16 protein-coding genes are annotated in these 20,622 nt (G+C 64.0%); 9 read left to right on the top strand and 7 right to left on the bottom strand.

Annotated features, from left to right (window positions below):
• Positions 1-85: 85 nt before the first annotated feature.
• Both OXH74_RS03800 and OXH74_RS03795 read right to left on the bottom strand, forming a co-directional pair.
• Complete coding sequence (locus OXH74_RS03800; RefSeq protein ID WP_375740134.1) at positions 86-709, bottom strand: TetR/AcrR family transcriptional regulator; 624 nt, start codon at positions 707-709, stop codon at positions 86-88.
• A gap of 228 nt (positions 710-937) precedes the next feature.
• The gene (locus OXH74_RS03795) at positions 938-2,521 is read right to left on the bottom strand and encodes a peptide chain release factor 3 (RefSeq protein WP_215372924.1); all 1,584 of its coding nucleotides are present in this window, start codon (positions 2,519-2,521) and stop codon (positions 938-940) included.
• Positions 2,522-2,953: 432 nt separating this feature from the next.
• Between OXH74_RS03795 and OXH74_RS03790 the strand changes: the two genes are divergently transcribed.
• The 8 genes from OXH74_RS03790 (at position 2,954) to OXH74_RS03755 (ending at position 14,871) form a co-directional block, all read left to right on the top strand.
• Entirely contained in the window at positions 2,954-4,117 is a 1,164-nt protein-coding gene (locus OXH74_RS03790; protein WP_215372923.1) for a type III PLP-dependent enzyme, read from the top strand.
• A 1,017-nt stretch (positions 4,118-5,134) separates the two neighbouring features.
• On the top strand, positions 5,135-5,815 hold the full coding sequence (locus OXH74_RS03785; RefSeq protein ID WP_375740133.1) for a Fe2+-dependent dioxygenase: 681 nt from the start codon (positions 5,135-5,137) through the stop codon (positions 5,813-5,815).
• An 11-nt stretch (positions 5,816-5,826) separates the two neighbouring features.
• Positions 5,827-6,942: an alpha-hydroxy acid oxidase gene (locus OXH74_RS03780; protein ID WP_375740132.1), complete on the top strand. Its 1,116-nt coding sequence runs from the start codon at positions 5,827-5,829 to the stop codon at positions 6,940-6,942.
• Positions 6,943-7,211: 269 nt separating this feature from the next.
• Complete coding sequence (locus OXH74_RS03775; protein ID WP_375740131.1) at positions 7,212-9,422, top strand: TonB-dependent receptor; 2,211 nt, start codon at positions 7,212-7,214, stop codon at positions 9,420-9,422.
• Positions 9,423-9,626: 204 nt separating this feature from the next.
• The gene (locus OXH74_RS03770) at positions 9,627-12,185 is read left to right on the top strand and encodes a PepSY domain-containing protein (RefSeq protein ID WP_375741554.1); all 2,559 of its coding nucleotides are present in this window, start codon (positions 9,627-9,629) and stop codon (positions 12,183-12,185) included.
• A gap of 348 nt (positions 12,186-12,533) precedes the next feature.
• On the top strand, positions 12,534-13,280 hold the full coding sequence (locus OXH74_RS03765; RefSeq protein ID WP_375740130.1) for a 5-oxoprolinase subunit PxpA: 747 nt from the start codon (positions 12,534-12,536) through the stop codon (positions 13,278-13,280).
• A complete protein-coding gene (pxpB, locus tag OXH74_RS03760) occupies positions 13,277-13,954 on the top strand; it encodes a 5-oxoprolinase subunit PxpB (protein ID WP_375740129.1) in 678 nt (225 codons plus the stop codon). Before OXH74_RS03765 ends, pxpB begins: the two co-directional genes overlap by 4 nt.
• Entirely contained in the window at positions 13,951-14,871 is a 921-nt protein-coding gene (locus tag OXH74_RS03755) for a biotin-dependent carboxyltransferase family protein (protein WP_375740128.1), read from the top strand. The genes pxpB and OXH74_RS03755 overlap by 4 nt, the downstream gene beginning before the upstream one ends.
• A gap of 43 nt (positions 14,872-14,914) precedes the next feature.
• On the opposite strand, the gene OXH74_RS03750 is transcribed toward OXH74_RS03755, so the two are convergent.
• Positions 14,915-15,388, bottom strand: a complete 474-nt coding sequence (locus tag OXH74_RS03750; RefSeq protein WP_215373025.1) for an Lrp/AsnC family transcriptional regulator — start codon at positions 15,386-15,388, stop codon at positions 14,915-14,917.
• A gap of 141 nt (positions 15,389-15,529) precedes the next feature.
• Between OXH74_RS03750 and OXH74_RS03745 the strand changes: the two genes are divergently transcribed.
• Positions 15,530-16,147 (top strand): LysE family translocator, encoded by a 618-nt coding sequence (locus tag OXH74_RS03745; protein WP_375740127.1) that lies wholly within the window; start codon positions 15,530-15,532, stop codon positions 16,145-16,147.
• A gap of 37 nt (positions 16,148-16,184) precedes the next feature.
• Here the strand turns inward: OXH74_RS03745 and OXH74_RS03740 are convergent, their stop codons facing one another.
• The 4 genes from OXH74_RS03740 to OXH74_RS03725 all read right to left on the bottom strand — a co-directional run bounded on the left by OXH74_RS03740 (position 16,185) and on the right by OXH74_RS03725 (position 20,200).
• Positions 16,185-17,156 (bottom strand): peptide ABC transporter ATP-binding protein, encoded by a 972-nt coding sequence (locus OXH74_RS03740; protein ID WP_375740126.1) that lies wholly within the window; start codon positions 17,154-17,156, stop codon positions 16,185-16,187.
• Positions 17,153-18,127, bottom strand: a complete 975-nt coding sequence (locus OXH74_RS03735) for an ABC transporter ATP-binding protein (RefSeq protein WP_375740125.1) — start codon at positions 18,125-18,127, stop codon at positions 17,153-17,155. The genes OXH74_RS03740 and OXH74_RS03735 overlap by 4 nt, the downstream gene beginning before the upstream one ends.
• A 142-nt stretch (positions 18,128-18,269) precedes the next feature.
• Positions 18,270-19,178 (bottom strand): ABC transporter permease subunit, encoded by a 909-nt coding sequence (locus OXH74_RS03730; RefSeq protein ID WP_215372912.1) that lies wholly within the window; start codon positions 19,176-19,178, stop codon positions 18,270-18,272.
• An 11-nt stretch (positions 19,179-19,189) separates the two neighbouring features.
• Positions 19,190-20,200: an ABC transporter permease subunit gene (locus OXH74_RS03725; RefSeq protein WP_375740124.1), complete on the bottom strand. Its 1,011-nt coding sequence runs from the start codon at positions 20,198-20,200 to the stop codon at positions 19,190-19,192.
• Between the last annotated feature and the right edge of the window lie 422 nt (positions 20,201-20,622).

Below are 20,622 nucleotides of genomic sequence, written 5' to 3'. Positions count from 1 at the left end.
CGATACCCATCAGTCGTGGCATCCGCCATCGATGGGAATCGCTTCGCTCGTCCCATCCTACAAGTTGAAGTCCGGCTATGCGCGCTCAGGCATAGGCGCCGCGGCGCAGGCTGTCGACCCAGCGGCGGCAGATGTCCAGGCCTTCTTCGGCGCTGAAGTTGTCGGGGTTCAGGCACCACTCGAGCCATAGGCCGTCGAGCATTGCCGAGAGCGCAATGGCGGCCAGGCGCGGCTTGGCGATGTGGAAGCCTTCCTTTTTGGCGAGGTCGGACAAAAGCGTCTCGAGCAGGCCCAGGGAGCTGCCGTAGGTGCGCTCGTGGGCATCATTCACCTGCGGTGAGTGACGGATAAGGCTCCAGAACACCACCCAGGGGCTGAGCAGGTCAGGGTCCAGTGTCACCGGGGAGAAGTAGCCGACCAGGAAGGCTTCGAGGCGCGCTGCGGGGTCGGCGCCTGCTTGCTCGATCTGCGCTTTGAGGGCCTGGCTCACTTCGTTGGCCAAGGTCTCGTAGGCCAGCGCCACCAGGGCATCGATGCTGCCGAAGTAGTGGTTGATCAGACCGATTGCGACGTTCGCCTCCTTGGCGATTCGGCGCACCGAAATCCCCGCGTGGCCTTCGGCGACCAGGCACTTCAGGGTGGCGCGCACCAAGTGTTCGCGGCGCTCCTCGGGGTTGGTCCTGGGCTGTCTCTCGCGTGGGGTGTCCAAGCTGCGATTTCCTTCGAGGCCGGGCAAAAAGGGGCTTACACCGTTCGGGATGGTACCGCCTGACCCGCGCACAAACCAATCACCGACCCCGCGCCGGTGGGACGAGAAAACCTGAACGGATCGGGGATATTTCGCGGAATGAAGGCGGCGCGAAGGCGGGGTTGTAGGAGCCAGCTTGCTGGTGAACGGTGAATGTTCGCGAGCAAGCTCGCTCCTACGGAGCGCTGATCAGTGGTGCTCGCGGGTGGCGCGGAACTTGATGTCCGGCCAGCGCTCTTCCATCAGGCTGAGGTTGACGCGGGTGGGCGCCAGGTAGGTGAGGTGGCCGCCCCCATCCACCGCGAGGTTTTCCATCGCCTTGTCGGAGAATTCGTTGAGCTTCTTCTTGTCAGCACATTCGATCCAGCGTGCAGACCAGACGTTGATCGCCTCGTAGGCGCATTCGACCTTGTATTCCTCCTTCAGGCGGCTGGCCACCACGTCGAACTGCAGCACACCCACGGCACCGAGGATGATGTCGTTGTTGCGCTGCGGGAAGAACACCTGGGTGGCGCCTTCCTCGGCCAGCTCCTGCAGACCCTGGCGCAGCTGCTTGGATTTCAGCGGGTCCTTCAGGCGCACGCGGCGGAACAGTTCCGGAGCGAAGTGCGGGATACCGGTAAAGCCCAGCACCTCGCCTTCGGTGAAGGTGTCACCGATCTGGATGGTGCCATGGTTGTGCAGGCCGATGATGTCGCCGGCAAAGGCCTCTTCCAGCTGCTCACGCTCGGAGGAGAAGAAGGTCAGGGCGTCGGCGATCTTCACGTCCTTGCCCAGGCGCACGTGGCGCATCTTCATGCCCTTTTCGTACTTGCCCGAGCAGATGCGCATGAAGGCGATGCGGTCGCGATGCTTGGGGTCCATGTTCGCCTGGATCTTGAACACGAAGCCGGAGAACTTCTCCTCGGTGGGCTCCACCTGGCGCTCGTGGGTGGCGCGTGACAGCGGCTGCGGCGCCCAGTCGACGATGCAGTCCAGGACCTGGTCGACGCCGAAGTTGCCCAGCGCGGTACCAAAGAATACCGGGGTCATGTGGCCCTTGAGGAACTCGTCCTTGTTGAACTCGTGGCAGGCGCCCTGCACCAGTTCCAGTTGCTCGACGAAGTCGTCGTAGAGGTCGCCCAGGTGGGCGCGGGCTTCATCCGAGTCGAGCTTCTCGATCACCTTGATCTCGGTGCGTTCGTGGCCGTGGCCGGGGGTGTAGACGATCACCTTGTCTTCGGCGAGGTGGTATACGCCCTTGAAGTCCTTGTAGCAGCCGATCGGCCAGGTGATGGGGGCGGCCTTGATCTTCAGTACCGCTTCGATCTCATCGAGCAGTTCGATAGGGTCGCGGATGTCACGGTCCAGCTTGTTGATGAAGCTGACGATGGGCGTGTCGCGCAGGCGGCACACGTCCATCAGGGCGATGGTGCGCGGTTCGACGCCCTTGCCGCCGTCCAGCACCATCAGCGCGGAGTCCACCGCGGTCAGGGTGCGGTAGGTGTCTTCCGAGAAGTCTTCGTGGCCGGGGGTGTCGAGCAGATTGATCATGTGCTCGCGATAAGGGAACTGCATCACCGAGGTGGTAATGGAGATACCACGCTGCTTTTCCATCTCCATCCAGTCGGAGGTGGCGTGGCGGTCGGACTTGCGCGACTTCACCGTGCCGGCGACGGCAATCGCCTTGCCCATCAGCAGCAGCTTCTCGGTGATGGTGGTCTTACCCGCGTCGGGGTGGGAAATGATGGCGAAGGTGCGGCGCTTCGCGACTTCGGCAGCCTGAATGCTCATGGAGAAGGAACCCGTCGACGAATAGTCGGTCTGTCAAAAAAGGCGGCGATTATAGCGGCAATCGCAGGTCAAGCGGCGGCTACCGGGCGAGTGGGGCTTGCAGGCTTCGTGCGGTATTTTGGGGCGGCCTGTTGCATATCCAAAACAGTCAACTGGCGATGCGACAAAGGGATGCTCCAAAGCGGCAATTTTTGATTGATCTAGAGCCCCCATGGCCCTAAAGTTCGCGCCCGAACGTCCATGCTGGCAACGATCCATCCGGCTCAAGTACTGACGACGAGAGGTTGGCAGTCAGAAATGACTGTAAATCCTCGGCGACATGCCTTGGGAAGTAGGCGAACCAAAGTGGGGAAACTGATCAGACGTTCCGGCCAGGTAACCACCGGCCACCCCTGACAACTTTTGTTTGTTTTGCCATATGGAGTCCCTCGCATGTCGATCAAGGTCGAAGACTATTTCTCGCCCCAAACTTTCCAGCGTATGAAGGCGTTTGCCGATAAGCACGAAACCCCGTTCGTGGTGATCGACAAGCAGACCATCGTCGATTCCTACGACCAGCTGGTCAGTTGCTTCCCCTTCGCCAAGATCTATTACGCGGTGAAAGCCAACCCGGCTACCGAGATCACCGAGCTGCTGCGCGACAAGGGCTCCAACTTCGACATCGCCTCCATCTATGAGCTGGACAAGGTGATGAAGACGGGCGTTGGCCCGGAGCGCATCAGCTACGGCAACACCATCAAGAAAGCCCGCGACATTCGCTACTTCTATGAGAAGGGCGTGCGCCTGTTCGCCACCGACTCCGAGGCTGACCTGCGCAACATCGCCAAGGCCGCGCCGGGCTCCAAGGTCTACGTGCGTATCCTCACCGAAGGCTCCACTTCGGCTGACTGGCCACTGTCGCGCAAGTTCGGCTGCAACCCGGACATGGCCCTCGACCTGCTGATCCTCGCCAAGCAACTGGGCCTGGTGCCTTACGGCGTGTCCTTCCACGTTGGCTCGCAGCAGCGCGATATCGACGTTTGGGACGCCGCCATTGCCAAGGTCAAGGTGATCTTCGAGCGCCTGAAGGAAGAAGACGGCATCACCCTGCAGATGATCAACATGGGTGGTGGTTTCCCGGCCAACTACATCCAGCGCACCAACAGCCTGGAAACCTATGCCGAAGAGATCATCCGCTTCCTCAAGGAAGACTTCGGTGACGAGCTGCCGGAAATCATCCTCGAGCCGGGCCGCTCGCTGATCGCCAACGCCGGTATCCTGGTCAGCGAAGTGGTGCTGGTGGCGCGCAAGTCGCGTACTGCTGTTGAGCGCTGGATCTATACCGATGTGGGCAAGTTCTCCGGCCTGATCGAAACCATGGACGAGTCCATCAAGTTCCCGATCTGGGTCGAGAAGAAGGGCGAAGTAGAAGAAGTGGTGATCGCCGGCCCGACCTGCGACAGCGCCGACATCATGTATGAGAACTACAAGTACGGCCTGCCCCTGAACCTGGCCGCCGAAGACCGCCTCTACTGGCTGTCGACCGGCGCCTACACCACCAGCTACAGCGCGGTGGAATTCAACGGCTTCCCGCCGCTGAAGGCCTACTACCTGTAAGTTGCCCCGGTGCAAACGAGCCCGCCTATATGGCGGGCTTTGTTTTTGGCGGGTTGAGGACTGGCGGCTTTTACTTCCTCTCCTTTTAGGGGCAGGAGTGAGGGGCGCCTGGTCTTTGCTCGTGGAAAAGACCTGTTCGCGAGCAAGCTCGCTCCTACCGAGGCAGTGGTGTCTCGGGTGGCGGTGGTGTTGCGCTTTTGTAGGAGCCAGCTTGCTGGCGAAGGCGGGGGGTGTTCGCGAGCAAGGACTCGGCGTCCCCCTCGCTCCTACCGGGGCAGCGGCGTCTCGGGTGGCGGTGGTGTTGCGCTTTTGTAGGAGCCAGCTTGCTGGCGAAGGCTGGGGGTGTTCGCGAGCAAGCTCGCTCCTACGGGGGGGCGGTGTCTCGGGTGGCGGTGGTGTTGCGCTTTTGTAGGAGCCAGCTTGCTGGCGAAGGCTGGGGTGTTCGCGAGCAAGCTCGCTCCTACGGGGGCGGTGTCTCGGGTGGCGGTAGTGTTGCTGTTTTGTAGGAGCCAGCTTGCTGGCGAAAGCGGGGGGTGTTCGCGAGCAAGCTCGCTCCTACGGGGGCGGTGTCTCGGGTGGCGGTAGTGTTGCTGTTTTGTAGGAGCCAGCTTGCTGGCGAAAGCGGCGGGTGTTCGCGAGCAAGCTCGCTCCTACGGGGGCGGTATCTCGGGTGGCGGTAGTGTTGCTGTTTTGTAGGAGCCAGCTTGCTGGCGAAAGCGGCGGGTGTTCGCGAGCAAGGACTCGGCGTCCCCCTCGCTCCTACCGGGGCAGCGGTGTTTCGGGTGGCGGTGGTGTTGCGCTTTTGTAGGAGCCAGCTTGCTGGCGAAAGCTTGGCTGATGTTTGCGAGCAAGCTCGCCCCTGCAGTCTTGGTCGCGCTGGCGGGTGCGGCACTTCGCCTCAGGTTTCTCGAAGCGGCTCCCCCAAAGTAAGATGCGCAGCAATTCTATTTGCAAACGCTTATCAGCCATGGAGCCCGCAAGGTGATCCTGGCCCCGGCTCGATGGAGGGCGATTCCCGTGATGTTGCAGATTCCCGATGTGCTCACCGCCGATCAGGTCCGCAAATGCCGCGAGGCCCTGGATGAGGCCAACTGGCAGGACGGCCGGGTTACCGCTGGGCATATGGCCGTGCGCGCGAAGGACAACCAGCAACTGGCCCAGGACGATCCGCTGGCCATCGAGATCGGTGACTTCATCGTCGAGCGCCTTGGCAGCAACCCACAGTTCATGGCCGCAGCCTTGCCGCTGAAGGTGCTGCCGCCGCGCTTCAACCGCTATACCGGCGGCGGCACTTATGGCAATCACATCGACAACGCCATTTTCAGTGTGCCGGGCACTACGCACAGGGTGCGCAGCGATCTGTCTGCCACGTTGTTCTTCAGTGACCCGGACGAGTACGAGGGCGGCGAACTGGTGGTCGAAGACACCTACGGCAGCCACAGCGTCAAGCTGCCGGCCGGCCACTTGGTGCTCTATCCCGGCAGTAGCCTGCATCGGGTCAACCCGGTGACCCGTGGCGCGCGCCTCGCTTCGTTCATGTGGATCCAGAGTCTGGTCCGTGAGGACAGCCAGCGCGCCATGCTGCTGGACCTGGACACCGCCATCCAGCAACTGACCCGCGAAACACCGGCAAGCGAAGTCTTGGTACGCCTCAGTGGCGTCTACCACAACCTGCTGCGGCAATGGTCGAATACTTGAGGGTGCCCACGATGACTCCCTTGCCAAAGCTTGCGCTGATTCCATCCGAGATTGCGGCTGTCGCCGACTATGAGCCTTTCGCCCGCGAGCGAATGACCGCTCAGGCCTGGGCCTACCTGGCAGGTGGTGCCGCGGACGAACTGACCCTGCGCGACAACCGGGCCGCTTTCGAGTGCCTGCGCCTGCAGAGTCGTGTCCTGGAGGACCTCACGGACGGCCATACGCGGTTGCAGCTCTGCGGACTGGACCTCGACTATCCCATCCTCCTGGCGCCCGTGGCATTCCAGAAGCTCGCGCATCCTGAAGGCGAGTTGGCCAGCGTGCTGGGTGCCTCGGCCATGAAAGCCGGAATGGTCGTCAGCACCCAGGCCAGCGTGTCTCTGGAGGCTATCGCCCAGGCCGCGCAGACGCCGCTCTGGTTCCAGCTCTACATCCAGCCAGATCGAGACTTCACGCAGGATTTGGTGCGTCGCGTCGAGGCTGCCGGTTACAAGGCGCTGGTGGTCACTGTGGATGCGCCGGTCAACGGCATGCGCAACCGCGAACAACGCGCCGGCTTCGTCCTCCCCGAGGGTGTGGAGGCGGTCAACCTTCGCGGTATGCGCAGCCTGCCGCCCAGCGTGGCGCAGCCCGGCGCGAGCCCGCTTTTCGGCAGCCCATTGCTGGCACATGCGCCAACCTGGACGGACCTGGAGTGGCTGCAGTCCCTGACCCGCCTGCCGGTGCTGGTCAAAGGCGTGATGGCTCCAGCGGATGCGATGCGCGCGGTGGAGCAGGGCATTGCCGGGGTGATCGTCTCCAACCATGGCGGACGAACCCTGGACGGCCTTCCCGCCACACTCGACGTGCTGCCTTCTGTAGTTCGGGCGATAGGGGGCAAGGTTCCCGTGCTGCTTGATGGCGGTATCCAGCGGGGCACCGACATCTTCAAGGCGTTGGCACTGGGCGCCAGTGCCGTGCTGGTCGGGAGGCCGTACGTCCATGGGCTGGCGACAGCGGGCGCCGTGGGTGTTGCCCACGTCCTGCATCTGCTGCGTGCTGAGCTTGAAGTGGCTATGGCGCTGACCGGCTGCCCCACCTTGGACGCCATCAACGCTTCGCGTCTCTGGCGGCCTGCAGGCCAGTGATTGCCGGGCTTGGTTTTCGTCGTTCTATTTGTGACTGACCGGTCACTTGTTTCAAGCCGATCTTTTCTTCCTCCGCATCGGCAAGCTCGCCATGAGAGAGGCGGCTCAAGCATGCGCTTTCTATCGCTTTACTTGCGAGTTTTCGCTTCTTTACGAAAACAAGAAGTTCCGCATCGAATGTAAAGAAAGTGTAAAGATGAAATAAAAATCTTTACTGATAAACATTCGCAAATAGAATCGCGCCTCAAATTCACTGGGGAGTGATTCTCATGACCATTAAGACCAAATCTGCCAAACAGCCACAGCGTGCCCTGCTGGCCAGCGCCATTGGCCTGGCCATCGCCTCTTCCACCGGCTTTGCACTGGCTGCCGGACAGAACCAGGCCCTTCAGCTCGATAGCGTCAAGGTGGATGGCAAGGCGGAGAAGACTTACAAGGTCGAGCAATCCTCCTCCGCCAAATACACTGCGCCGCTGCTGGATACCCCGCAGACCATCACGGTCGTGCCCAAGGAAGTCATCCAGGAGCAACAGGCGCTGAGTCTGCGCCAAGTGTTGTCCAACGTCTCCGGCATCACCTTCAACGCCGGCGAGGGCGGTGGCGGCTCTGGCGACAGCATCAACATCCGCGGCTTCTCCGCCAACAGCAACATCCAGATCGATGGCCTGCGCGACAGCGCCCAGACCAGCCGCACCGACACCTTCAACATCGAGCAGGTGGAAGTGATCAAGGGGCCGAACTCCGTATTCGGCGGTGCCGGCACTACCGGCGGCAGCATCAACATCATCAGCAAGCAGCCGCAGGACAACGCTTTCACCCAGCTCGGGGGTGGCCTGGGGACGGACAACTACCATCGCTTGACCCTGGACACCAATCAGCCGCTGGAGGGGGTTGGCACCGACAGCTCTTTCCGCCTGAACCTGATGGCCCATGAGAATGACGTCCCCGGTCGCGATGAGATCGACCGCGAGCGCTGGGGCATCGCGCCTTCCCTGCGCCTGGGCTTCAGCGACTCCACCCGCCTGACCCTCAGCGCTTTCCACCAGACCGACGACAATCTGCCGGACTACGGCGTGCCCGCCCTGGACGGCAAGAAGCTGGCGGGTGTGGACCGAGAGGACTACTACGGCTGGAAGAACCTTGACAAGGAAGAGATCGAGCAGAACGCCCTGACGGCCAACCTCGAGCACGACTTCAACGACAACCTGCGGCTGCAGAACCTGACTCGCTACAGCCGCATCGACCGTGACACTGTGGTTTCCGCCTCCCATGTGAACCTCACCGGCGTGCCGGCGGGCCGCTATCGTCCGGCCGGTCCCCAGGCCTATGGTCGGGACATCACCACCGAGATGTGGATCAACCAGACCAATCTGCGGGCCAGTTTCGACACGGCTGGAATGGGCCACGAGCTGGTGACCGGCGTTGAGATTTCCCGCGAGGACTTTGACCTCCAGACTTATAACCACGGCCTGGGCACGGGCGCCGCAGGCTATCCAGCTAACGGCTATGACCTCTACAACCCGCCGGGTTACTGGACCGGCCCGGCTATCAAGACCACCACCGGCTACACCGAGAACCAGCTGGATAACAAGGCGATATACGTCTTCGACACCATCGCCCTGAACGAGAAGTGGGACCTGAACCTGGGCCTGCGCTACGACTGGTTCGACGCAGAAAGCGACACCTACTCGGCAACCCACGTGAAGACTGGTGATTTTTCCTCCAAGGATGAAGAGCTGAGCAGCCGCGCGGGCCTGGTCTACAAGCCGACGGACAATGGCCGCATCTATCTGGCCTGGGGCACCTCCTTCAATCCGTCGGCTGAAAGCGCGGCGAGCAGCGGTGGTGGCCTGAACGCCGGCACCCAGAGCCTGGACCCGGAGAAGAACGAGACCTGGGAGCTGGGCACCAAGTGGGAGTTCCTGGATGGCAGCCTGATGCTGGATGGCGCCTTGTTCCGCGTGGAGAAGACAGATGCCCGCGAGCAACTGGCTGACGGCAGTTACATCCTGGCCGGCGAGCAGCGCGTGCAGGGTGTCGAACTGGGCGCCACCGGCAAGATCACCGACCGCTGGAATGTCTTCGCCAACTACACCTTCCTCGACAGCGAGACGATCAAGTCCGAGGTGGATCCCGCACGAGAAGGCCAGGCCCTGGGCAACACGCCGCCGCACTCCTTCAACCTGTGGAGCACGTACGAACTGCCCGAAGGCTGGACTCTGGGCTACGGTGCGCGCTACGTCAGCGAGCGCAACGTCAGTTCCAGCACCAGGGCCAAGCTGGATGACTACTGGGTCCACAACGCCATGGTCGGCTACAAGGTCAACGAGAACCTGGACCTGCAGCTGAACGTCAACAACCTGTTCGACGAGGACTATGTCGAGCGCGTGCGCCAGAACATCGGCACAAACGCCCGCTCCTCGGCCATCGAATACGGTGATGCCCGTTCTGCGATCCTCTCCGCTACCTATTCGTTCTAATGAGCGACCGGCGGGCCCTGCTTGAATGCAGGGCCCGCCGATTCGGTCCGATGATGGGAGCAGGCTGTAAATAATGGGTAAACCTTCCGAAACATCATTTAATGCATCCCGTTCTCAAATAGAATCTCGTCGCGGTCAGGCATGGGGCCGACCCTGAATGCGATTTCGCGCGCCGCCAAGCGCGCACCCGAGGTAATCCACGTGTTGAAGAAAACCCTGTTCCAGCTGCACTGGTTGTTCGGCATCAGTGCCGGGCTGGTGCTGGCTTTGATGGGCGTGACGGGAGCGGCCTACAGCTTCCAGGACGAGATTCTCCGCCTGCTCAACCCAGCGACCTTGCAGGTCGAAGTTCGTGACAGCGGCGTTCTGCCGCCTGCAGAACTGGTGCAGAAGATCGAGGCAGCCGAAGGCAAGAAGGTCGCTGGACTCTGGGTCGAGACCCACAGCGACAACGCCGCGCGGGTATTCTTCGCGCCGCCGCCCGGCGAGCGTCGTGGGCCGATGCGTTACTTCGATCCGTATACCGGCGAACTGCTGGGCCAACCCACCGGCCAGCAATTCTTTGGCCTGATGCTGCAACTGCACCGTTTCCTCGCCATGGGCGAGTTCGGCAAGCAGATCACCGCTGCGTGCACCCTGATCCTGATTTTCTTCTGCCTCTCCGGCCTGTATCTGCGCTGGCCGCGCAAGGTCGGCAGCTGGCGTGCCTGGCTGACCCTCGACTGGTCGCGCAAGGGCCGCAGCTTCAACTGGGACCTGCATGCCGTGGCCGGCACCTGGTGCTTGCTGTTTTATCTTATGGCAGCACTGACCGGCCTGTTCTGGTCCTACGACTGGTACCGCGAAGGGCTCAATCGGCTGCTTTCGGATGCGCCTGCCGGGCAGCAAGGCAAACCGGGCGAGCGCCGAGGTGAAGGCCGTGGCCGCCCCGCTATGCAGGCGCCCTCCGGCCCGCTGCTGGTGGTGGACTATGACGCCGTGTGGAACAGCATCCGCCGCAGCGTGGGTGCCGACATGTCAGCCTACAACCTGCGCCTGCCGCCCGTCGGCGGTCAGCCGGCCACGGTCTTCTACCTCGAAAGGGGCGCAGCGCACCCGCGCGCCTTCAACGAGATCACCCTCGATCCGGCCAACGGCGAGATCAAGCGTCACGAGCGCTACGCCGACAAGAGCTTCAAGGCACAGTTGCTGACCAGCGTCTATGCCCTGCATGTGGGTGAATACTTCGGCCTGAGCGGGCGCATCCTGATGTTGCTGGCGAGCCTCGCCATGCCGCTGTTCTTCATCACCGGCTGGTTGCTCTACCTCGATCGCCGTCGCAAGAAGCGCGCAGTCCGCGACGCCCGTGGCGAATTGGCCAGCAGTGCGGACCAGGGCGCCTGGTTGATCGGATTCGCCAGCCAGAGCGGCTTTGCCGAGCAACTGGCCTGGCAAAGTGCCGGTCAGTTACAGGCTGCGGGCTTGTCGGTGCGCGTAGAGCCGCTCGCCACGCTGGACGGTAGCGCCTTGGCGCAGGCGCGTAATGCGCTGTTCGTGGTCAGCACCTTCGGTGACGGTGAGGCTCCGGACAATGCACGAGGCTTCGAGCGCAAGGTGCTGGGCCAGGCATCCCAACTGGCGGGGCTGCGTTTTGCCGTGCTCGCCCTGGGCGATCGGCAGTACGAGCAGTTCTGCGGCTTTGGCCGACGTCTCCAGGCGTGGCTGAAAGGGCAGGGCGCCAGCCAGTTGTTCGAGCCCGTCGAGGTCGATGGGGGCGACGGTGCCGCTTTGCAGAAGTGGCAGGAGCAGCTTGCTGACGTTTCGGGCAGCAGCGTGCTGACGCCCTGGGGCGGACCGGTGTTCGAAAGTTGGACCCTGGAACAGCGCGAACACCTCAATCCGGGTAGCCAGGGCGAGTCCACCTGGCTGCTGCGTCTGCGCGCCCCGGCTGGCAGCCATATGAGCTGGCAGGCAGGCGACCTGGTGGAGATCCTCCCGCGCCAGGCCGAGCCCCGTATCGCGGCATGGCTGCAACAGCATCACCTGGACGGGGACGCCCAGGTCGAGCTGGATGGCGTGCGCCAACCGCTGCGTCAGGCCTTGGCTGGGCGCCTGCTGCCGAACTCGTTCGAGCATCTGGTGGGCCTGCATCCGCAAGCCTTGGTGCAGGCGCTGATTGGCCTCTCCGTCCGGCAGTATTCCATTGCGTCGCTGGCCAGCGATGGCGTGCTGGAGCTGATCGTACGTCAGGAACAGCACGCCGATGGCAGCCTGGGCATCGCTTCCGGCTGGCTGACCCACTACCTGCCGGAGGGCGCTGCCGTGCCGTTGCGCCTGCGCCGTAACAGCCGCTTCCATCTGATCGACGAAGAGCGCCCGCTGATCTTCATCGGCAACGGCACCGGCCTGGCCGGTCTGCGCAGCTTGCTGAAAGCGAGCATCGCGGCCGGGTGCCAGCGCAACTGGCTGCTATTTGGCGAGCGCAACCAGGCCCATGACTTCTACTGCCGCGATGAACTGCAAGGCTGGCTCACCAGCGGCGACCTGCAGCGTCTCGACCTGGCCTTCTCCCGCGACCAGGTGCACAAGGTCTACGTGCAGGACCGTCTGCGCGAGGCAGCTGGCGAATTGCGTGGGTGGTTGGCAGACGGCGCGGTGATCTACGTCTGCGGCAGCTTGCAAGGCATGGCTGAAGGCGTTGACCGGGCCTTGCGTGACATCCTCGGCGACGAGGGAATTCAGCAGCTCGCCGATGAAGGACGCTATCGCCGCGACGTGTATTGACGGGCGTTGCGCCGAAACGAGTGATCCCGCTCCTGGGGAACGTTCGCCCCGCCGAGTGCGGGGCGCTTTTTTGTTCCTGAATCAGGTTGCCCTCATCCCCGCTCATCCCTTGCAGGAGCGAGCTTGCTCGCGAATATTCCCGCCTTCGCCAGCAAGCTGGCTCCTACGAAGCGGTCTCCCCTCCACCTCCGGGAAAGGGGCCGGGGGTGAGGGATATTGAGCACCGTGCGGACTTGCGTGGGCAGACCTGCGGTCCGCTTTCGCGAATGAATTCGCCCCCACATGATGAGGGCGCCTCCTGCACGCTTTTCTCCGTTGGTGCCCGGTTTTTTAGCCATAATCCCCTCCATGAACAGACGAATCCTGCTGAACTGCGACATGGGTGAAAGCTTCGGCGCCTGGAAGATGGGCGACGACGAGCACGCCATGCCGCTGGTGGACCAGGCCAACCTGGCCTGTGGTTTCCACGCCTCCGACCCCCTGACCATGCAGCGCACGGTGGAGCTTGCCATCCGTCACGACGTGCGCGTCGGGGCGCATCCGGCCTACCCGGATCTGGCTGGGTTCGGCCGCCGCCATATGGCCTGCTCGCCTGAGGAGGTTCGCGCCCAGGTGCTCTATCAGATTGGCGCGCTGGAAGCCTTCTGCCGCGCGGTTGGCACCCAGGTGGCCTACGTCAAACCCCACGGCGCGCTCTACAACGACCTGGTGCGCGATGACGCCCTGCTGGCTGCCGTGCTCGATGCCTGCGCGAGCTATCGCAAGGGCCTGCCGCTGATGGTCCTGGCGCTGGCCGACAACAGTCGCGAGCTGCAATTGGCCGATGCCGCGGATGTCCCGCTGATGTTCGAGGCCTTCGCCGACCGCGCCTACCTCTCCGATGGCCAGCTTGTCCCGAGGCGCCTGGCCGGAGCGGTGCACCATGATCCCGAACGAATTATCGACCAGGCACTGGCCATCGCCACGGGCGAGCCGTTCCCGGATATCGACGGCAAGCCCCTGTGCCTCACTGCCGATAGCCTTTGCGTGCATGGCGACAATCCCGAATCCCTCGCCGTGCTGCGCCGGCTGCGGGGCAAACTGGACGCTCTATGATCCGTCTCGAACCTGCCGGCGCCGAGGCGCTGTTGCTGGTGCTGGCCGATGAGCCGGATGCCGGCCTGCCGCTGCGTATCGCCGCCCTGGCGGAGACGCTGCGCCAGCGTTTCGACTATCTGCTGGTCGACCTGGTGCCGGGTTGGACCACTCTGCTGTTGCACTACGACCTGACGCTCACCAACCATCAGGCCCTCGCAGCACAACTGGGGCCCTTGCTCGAGGAGTGGCTGGCGACCCCTGTGCCGGAGTCAGCCGCTCGTCTGCATGAGATTCCCATTTGGTACGGTGGTGAGGACCTGCCCTGGGTCGCTGAGGCCTGTCGGCTTTCGGAGGAGCAGGTGATCGCGATGCATTCGGACGTCGAGTACCAGGTCGGTGCGATAGGTTTTGCACCAGGCTTCGCTTACCTCGGCGGGCTGGATGCACGTCTGGCCCTGCCGCGCCGCTCCAGCCCGCGTATCCGCGTACCGGCTGGCAGCCTGGCCATCGCCGAACGACAGACGGCCATTTATCCACAGGCTTCTCCCGGTGGCTGGCATCTACTCGGTCGCTGCCCCTGGACACTGTTCGACGCCCGTCGCGAGCCGCCTTGCCCACTGGCGCTGGGGGACCGGGTTCGCTTTGTCTCGATTGACGAGGCGATTTATCTGGCGGAAGGAGGGGAGCCATGAGCGCCCTGCGGGTAAACAAGCCGGGCCCGCTCAGCCTGCTGCAGGACGGTGGCCGGTTCGGCTGGCAGCACCTCGGCGTGTCGCCTGCCGGCCCGATGGATATCCAGGCGGCGGCCTGGGCGAACAGGTTGTTGGGCAACCCTTGGGGTAGCGCAGTGCTGGAGATCGCCCTGGGCGGTGTCGAACTGGTAGTGGAAGAGGACGCCTGGGTGGCGCTGGCGGGTGCGGATATGCCAATCACCGTCGACGACGAGCCACGCCGCAACTGGTCGCGCTTCCATGTGCAGAGTGGGCAGTACCTGCGGATCGGCTTTGCCCGCAGCGGCCAACGTGCCTATCTGGCCATCGATGGTGGTATTCAGGCCGAGGCGGTGCTGGGAAGCGTCGCCTGCCAGTTGCGCGAGGGGCTGGGCGGGCTGGACGGGGAAGGACGCAAGCTGGCCGAAGGTGATTGCCTGCTGGGCCGGCGGGGGGGAATGATCCACGGGGCCAGCGTGCCTTGGCCCTGGCTGCCCGATTATCAGGCCCCACAGCTCATCAGGGCGGTGATCGGTGGCGACGCAGCGAGTTTTGCCGACGAGCAGGCGCGAGCTTTTTTCGAACGGCCTTGGCAGCTCAGCCCACAGTCCGACCGGATGGGCGCCCGATTGCAGGGCGAGCCGATCGAGGCTCCGCAGCAGCAGTGGTCGCAGGGGGTGGTCAGCGGCGCCATCCAGGTGCCGCCGGATGGCCAGCCTATCGTGCTGATGGCTGACCGTCAGACTATGGGCGGCTACCCGGTACTCGGCTGGGTTCATCCCCTGGACCTGGGGCGCCTCGCGCAATGCGCGGCGCATCAGGTCATGCGCTTCATCCCGATGAGCCTGGAGGATGCCCAGGCAGAGTTGCGCGAGTTCTATCAGTTCTTCGGCCGCTGATCTCCCCTCTCCCAGAGGGAGAGGGGGCTGTCGATGCAGTGGGTTACTTCGGCAAATGATTCAACGGCAACGGGCCCGGCGCCTTGACGGTCTGGATCGCGAAGTTGCTGCGGATGTCGCTGACACCAGGGAGTTTGAGCAGCGTGCCGGTAAGGAAGCGCTCATAAGCCCGCAGGTCTGGCACCACCACTTGCAGCAGGAAGTCCGACTCGCCTGAAACCAGATGCACGGAGATGACTTCTTCCAGGCGGGTCACCGCTTCGCGGAAGGCATCGGCCTCTTCCTGGTGATGCCGCTCCACCTTGATGCCGACGAACACGGTGAGACCCAGGCCGACTTCGTCGCGGTCGAGGCTGGCGTGGTAGCCGCGTATGACTCCTGCTTCTTCCAGCAGACGCACCCGGCGCAGGCAAGGTGAGGCGGAGAGGCCGATCTCGTCGGCCAGCTGCACGTTGCTCAGGCGACCGTCGCGCTGCAGCGCGGAGAGAATCCTGTGATCCAGGGCGTCGAGTTTTATTTTTGGCATAGATGGCCTGTCTGGTTTTTTCGGTTGGCAGGAAATGCCAGAAATCATGGCGCTATCGAGCAAATACGCAAGCACCTGCCTCGGCCTTCGGGCCTAGAATTTTTCCTCCACATACTGGTCTGGAGCGCAAGAATGGCCGGCTTCCTTATCGCCCTGGCGGTGGTCTACCTGCTACCAGGGCCGGACATGATCCTTCTGTTGCAAACCGGTGCCCGCCAGGGCCGCGCGATGGCGCTGGCCACGGCGCTGGGGCTGGCCCTGGCGCGCAGCTGTCATGTGGCGCTGGCAGGGCTTGGTCTGGCGGTGCTGTTCAAGACCGCCCCCTGGACCTTCGACCTGGTGCGGCTGGTCGGTGCGGGCTATCTGCTCTGGCTCGGGCTGCGGTTGCTCCAGGCGGAGACATCGGCCCAGGTGGTGGCGGGCGAGCAACGGCCGTCGCGAGCTTACTGGACGGCGCTGCGTCGGGGCCTGTTGACCAATCTGCTGAATCCCAAGGCGCTGGTGTTCTGTTCGGTGCTGCTGCCGCAGTTCGTCAGCCCCGAGGCCGGGCCGCTGGGGCTGCAGTTTGCCTTGCTGGGTATGGTGCTGGTGGCGGTGGGGATCGTGTTCGACGCGGGCTATGCCCTGGCGGGCGCCGGGCTGGGCCGCTGGCTGGAGCGGCGGCCGCTGGTGCAGCGGGTGCAGCAGTGGCTGTTCGGCGGAGTGCTGGTGGGATTCGGGGTGAGATTGGCGGTGCTGCGGGAGCTTTGACTTTCCCCTCTCCCAGGGGGAGAGGGGCCAGTTCGTGCTAGCCGTTAATAGTCTCCGCATGGTGGCAGGCCACCTGGCGGGCATCGAGCAGGCGCAGTTCAGGCACTTCCACCTTGCAGCGCTCGGTCGCGTAGGGGCAGCGCTTGTGGAAGGCGCAGCCGGATGGCGGGTCGAGCGGGTTTGGCAGTTCGCCGACGATCTTGATCTTCGGCTTCAGCGGGTCGGGGTGGATGGTCGGCGTCGCCGACAGCAGTGCCTTGGTGTAGGGGTGCAGCGGGCGGCTGTAGATCAGCTCGTTGGGGCCCATTTCCACCGGGCGGCCGAGGTACATCACCAGTACATCGTTGGCGACGTGGCGTACCACCGCGAGGTTATGGGAGATGAACACATAGCCGGTGTTGAAGCGCTCCTGCAGGTCCATGAACAAGTTCAGCACCTGGGCCTGGATGGACACGTCGAGGGCCGAGGTCGGCTCGTCCGCCACCAGCACCTTGGGGTTGAGCATCATGGCGCGGGCCAGGGCGATGCGCTGGCGCTGGCCACCGGAGAACATGTGTGGGTAGCGCTGGTAATGCTCGGGGCGCAGGCCCACCTGCTGCATCATCGCTTGCACCTGCTCGCGGCGCTCGGTGCGCGACAGCGGGGTGTTGATCAGCAGCGGTTCAGCGAGTTGGTCGCCGATCTTCTGCCGCGGGTTGAGCGAGGCATAAGGGTTCTGGAACACCATCTGCACGTCGCGGCGCAGTTGCTTGCGGTCTTCCTTGCTGGCGCCGGCCACTTCGCGCCCGGCAATCTGCAGCGAACCGGAGGAGGGCTCCTCAATCAGCGTCAGGGCGCGGGCCAGTGTGGACTTGCCACAGCCCGACTCGCCGACCACGGCGAGGGTCTTGCCGGCTTCCAGTTCGAAGGACACGCCATTCAGGGCGCGCACCAACGCGGTAGGTTTGAACAGGCCACGGGAGATTTCGTAGTGGCGGGTCAGTTCGCGGGCGGTCAATACGGCACTCATCGCGCCACCTCGATCAGGTTCAGGGGGTAGAAGCAGCGCACAGCACCATGGGCGTGGGCGTCCAGGGTCGGCCGCTGGGCGACGCAGTTGGCCTGGCCGTAGGGGCATCGCGGCGAGAGCAGGCAACCGTGGGGCCGGTCGTAGCGACCGGGGACGATGCCGGGCAGGGTGGACAGCCGGCGGGCACCGAGGCTGTGCTCGGGAATTGCCTTGAGCAGGGCTTCGGTATAGGGGTGCGTCGGGGTGTCGAACAGGCGCGGCACCTCGCCGATCTCGACGGCCTGCCCTGCGTACATCACGCAGACGCGGTCGGCAGTCTCGGCGACCACGGCCAGGTCGTGGGTGATCAGCACCAGAGCCATGCCCTGATCACGCTGCAGGTCCAGCAGCAGGTCCATGATCTGCGCCTGGATGGTCACATCGAGCGCGGTGGTCGGTTCGTCGGCGATCAGCAGCTTGGGTTCGGCGGCGATGGCCATGGCAATGGCCACGCGCTGGCTCATGCCTCCGGAGAGCTGGTGCGGATAGGCGTCGAGGCGGCTGGCGGCCCCTGGGATTTCCACCCGCTCGAGCAGTTCCAGGGCGCGTTGGCGCGCAGCCTTGCCTTTCAGACCGAGGTGCTGGTGCAGGACTTCTTCGATCTGGAAACCCACGGTGTAGCTGGGATTGAGGGCGGTCATGGGGTCCTGGAAGACCATGGCCAGGTCCTTGCCGACAATGTGCCGACGCTGCCGGCCCTTGAGCTTGAGCATGTCGTGGCCGTCGAAGTGCAGGCTGTCGGCAGTGACGATGCCGGGGGCGTCGATCAGGCCCATCAGCGCCATCATGGTCACTGACTTACCGGACCCGGACTCGCCGACGATGGCCAGGACTTCGCCTTTATCCACAGACAGGTCGAGGCCGTCGACCACGGGTACGGCATTGGCGTCGCCGAAGCGCACGCTGAGGTTCTTGATGTCGAGGAGGCTCATACGACGGTCTCCTGGCAATGCGCAAGGTCAGAACGGAGCGCCGTAGGAGCCAGCTTGCTGGCGAAGCGCTTGCGGTCATTCGCGAGCAAGCTCGCTCCTACGGGGGCGCGGCGCGGGGCGGATGTTTTCATGTCGGTCTTCCTCACGCCGCGTTCTTGAGTTTCGGGTCCAGCGCGTCGCGCAGGCCGTCGCCCATCAAGTTGATCGCCAGCACGCTGAGCAGAATGGTCAGGCCGGGCAGCGACACCACCCACCAGGCGCGTTCGATGTAGTCGCGCGCGGAGGCGAGCATCGTGCCCCACTCGGGAGTCGGTGGCTGTACGCCGAGGCCGAGGAAGCCCAGGGCGGCGGCGTCGAGGATGGCGGAGGAGAAGCTCAGGGTGGCCTGGACGATCAGCGGCGCCATGCAGTTGGGCAGCACGGTGACGAACATCAGGCGCGGCAGGCCGGCGCCGGCCAGGCGCGAGGCGGTGACGTAGTCGCGGTTCTGCTCGCCCATCACGGCGGCACGGGTCAGGCGCACGTAGCTGGGCAGGGAGACGACTGCGATGGCGATCACGGTGTTGATCAGGCCTGGGCCGAGGATCGCGACGATGGCGACCGCCAGCAGCAGCGAGGGCAGGGCCAGCATGATGTCCATCAGGCGCATGATCGAGGGCCCCAGCAGGCGTGGGAAGAAACCCGCGACCAGGCCCAAGAGGATGCCGGGGATCAGCGACATCACCACCGAGCTCAGGCCGATCAGCAGCGACAGGCGCGCGCCGTGGATCAGGCGCGAGAGCAGGTCGCGCCCCAGTTCGTCGGTGCCGAGGATGAACTGGATCTGGCCGCCTTCCAGCCAGGCGGGAGGCGCCAGCAGGAAGTCGCGGAACTGCTCGCTCGGATCATGGGGCGCCACCCAGGGTGCGAACAGTGCGCAGAAAACCACGAGGATCATGAACACGAGGCCGCCGACGGCGCCCTTGTTATGGGAAAAGGCCTTCCAGAACTCCTTCAGTGGCGAGGGGTAAAGGATGCTCGGGTCGACCTGGGTCTGCTGCAGATTGGTCACGTCAGGTCTCCTCAGCGTTGATGGCGGATGCGCGGGTTGACGAAGCCGTAGAGGACGTCCACGACGAAGTTGACCAGGATCACCAGGCAGGCGATCAGCAGGATGCCGTTCTGCACCACCGGGTAGTCCCGCGCGCCAATGGCCTCGATCAGCCATTTGCCGATGCCGGGCCAGGAGAAGATGGTTTCGGTCAGCACCGCGCCGGCGAGCAGGGTGCCCACCTGCAGGCCGAACACGGTCAGCACCGGAATCAGCGCGTTGCGCAGGCCGTGGACGAAGACCACGCGAGCCGGCGACAGACCCTTGGCGCGGGCGGTGCGCACGTAGTCCTCGCGCAGCACTTCGAGCATGGCCGAGCGGGTCATGCGCGCGATCACCGCCAGCGGGATGGTGCCGAGCACGATGGCGGGCAGGATCAGGTGGCGCAGGGCGTCGACGAAGGCGCCTTCTTCTTCGCTGAGTAGGGTGTCGATGAGCATGAAGCCCGTGACCGGCTCGATGTCATAAAGCAGGTCGATGCGCCCGGAGACCGGCGTCCAGCCCAGCCACACCGAGAAGAACATGATCAGCAGGAGGCCCCACCAGAAGATCGGCATGGAGTAGCCCGCCAGCGAGATGCCCATCACTCCGTGGTCGAACAACGAGCCGCGCTTGAGTGCGGCGATCACTCCGGCCAGCAGGCCCAGCGTGCCGGCGAATATCAGGGCAGCGATGGAGAGCTCCAGAGTGGCGGGGAACAGGGTGAGGAACTCGTGCCAGACGCTTTCGCGGGTGCGCAGGGATTCGCCCAGGTCGCCTTGGGCCAGCTTGCCGACATAGTCCAGGTACTGTTCCGGCAGCGGCTTGTTGAGACCGAGGCGCTCCATGGCCTGGGCGTGCATTTCCGGGTCGACCCGACGTTCACCCATCATCACTTCGACCGGGTCGCCGGGGATCAGGCGAATCAGGGCGAAGGTCAGCAAGGTGACGCCGAAGAAGGTGGGGATCAATAACCCCAGTCGGCGTGCAATGAAACTGAGCATCTTGGCGAGTCACTCCTCATTTCTTGTTCGTGCCGGCCAGCGCGGCCGGCCGTTCCCTGCAGTTTAGGTCGCATGGGTGAAGGCGATTTCCCGGCTTCGGGTGGTTGTTCTGGGCAGGTGAGATAGGCCTCGTCCGGTCTGGCGCCGGTTGAAGGATGCAGGCGGCGGCCTGCCGGGTTCGAATGCCTAGCGTTCAGGTCGCGCCGGGTATTGAACGAGGGGCGAGGGCGCGTCGGAGCCGGTGCCGGGGATCCGGCTGCTGGAGAGCACACTCTGGGTCTGGTGGTTCTGACGCATGCAAACCTCGTTGTTGTTGTTTTGAGGGCGGCACTTCGGCGGCCTTGTGGGCTGCGCACGCTGCCTGACAATCGCATGCCGGGGTCACATTCTGGCGGTCCCGGGCGGTCGGTGGCGGCGGCATG

This window comes from Metapseudomonas boanensis, assembly GCF_042232855.1.
Classification (GTDB): Bacteria; Pseudomonadota; Gammaproteobacteria; order Pseudomonadales; family Pseudomonadaceae; genus Metapseudomonas; species Metapseudomonas boanensis.
The sequence above is the reverse complement of the archived record's forward strand: the minus strand, read 5'-3'. Positions and strand labels throughout refer to the sequence as shown.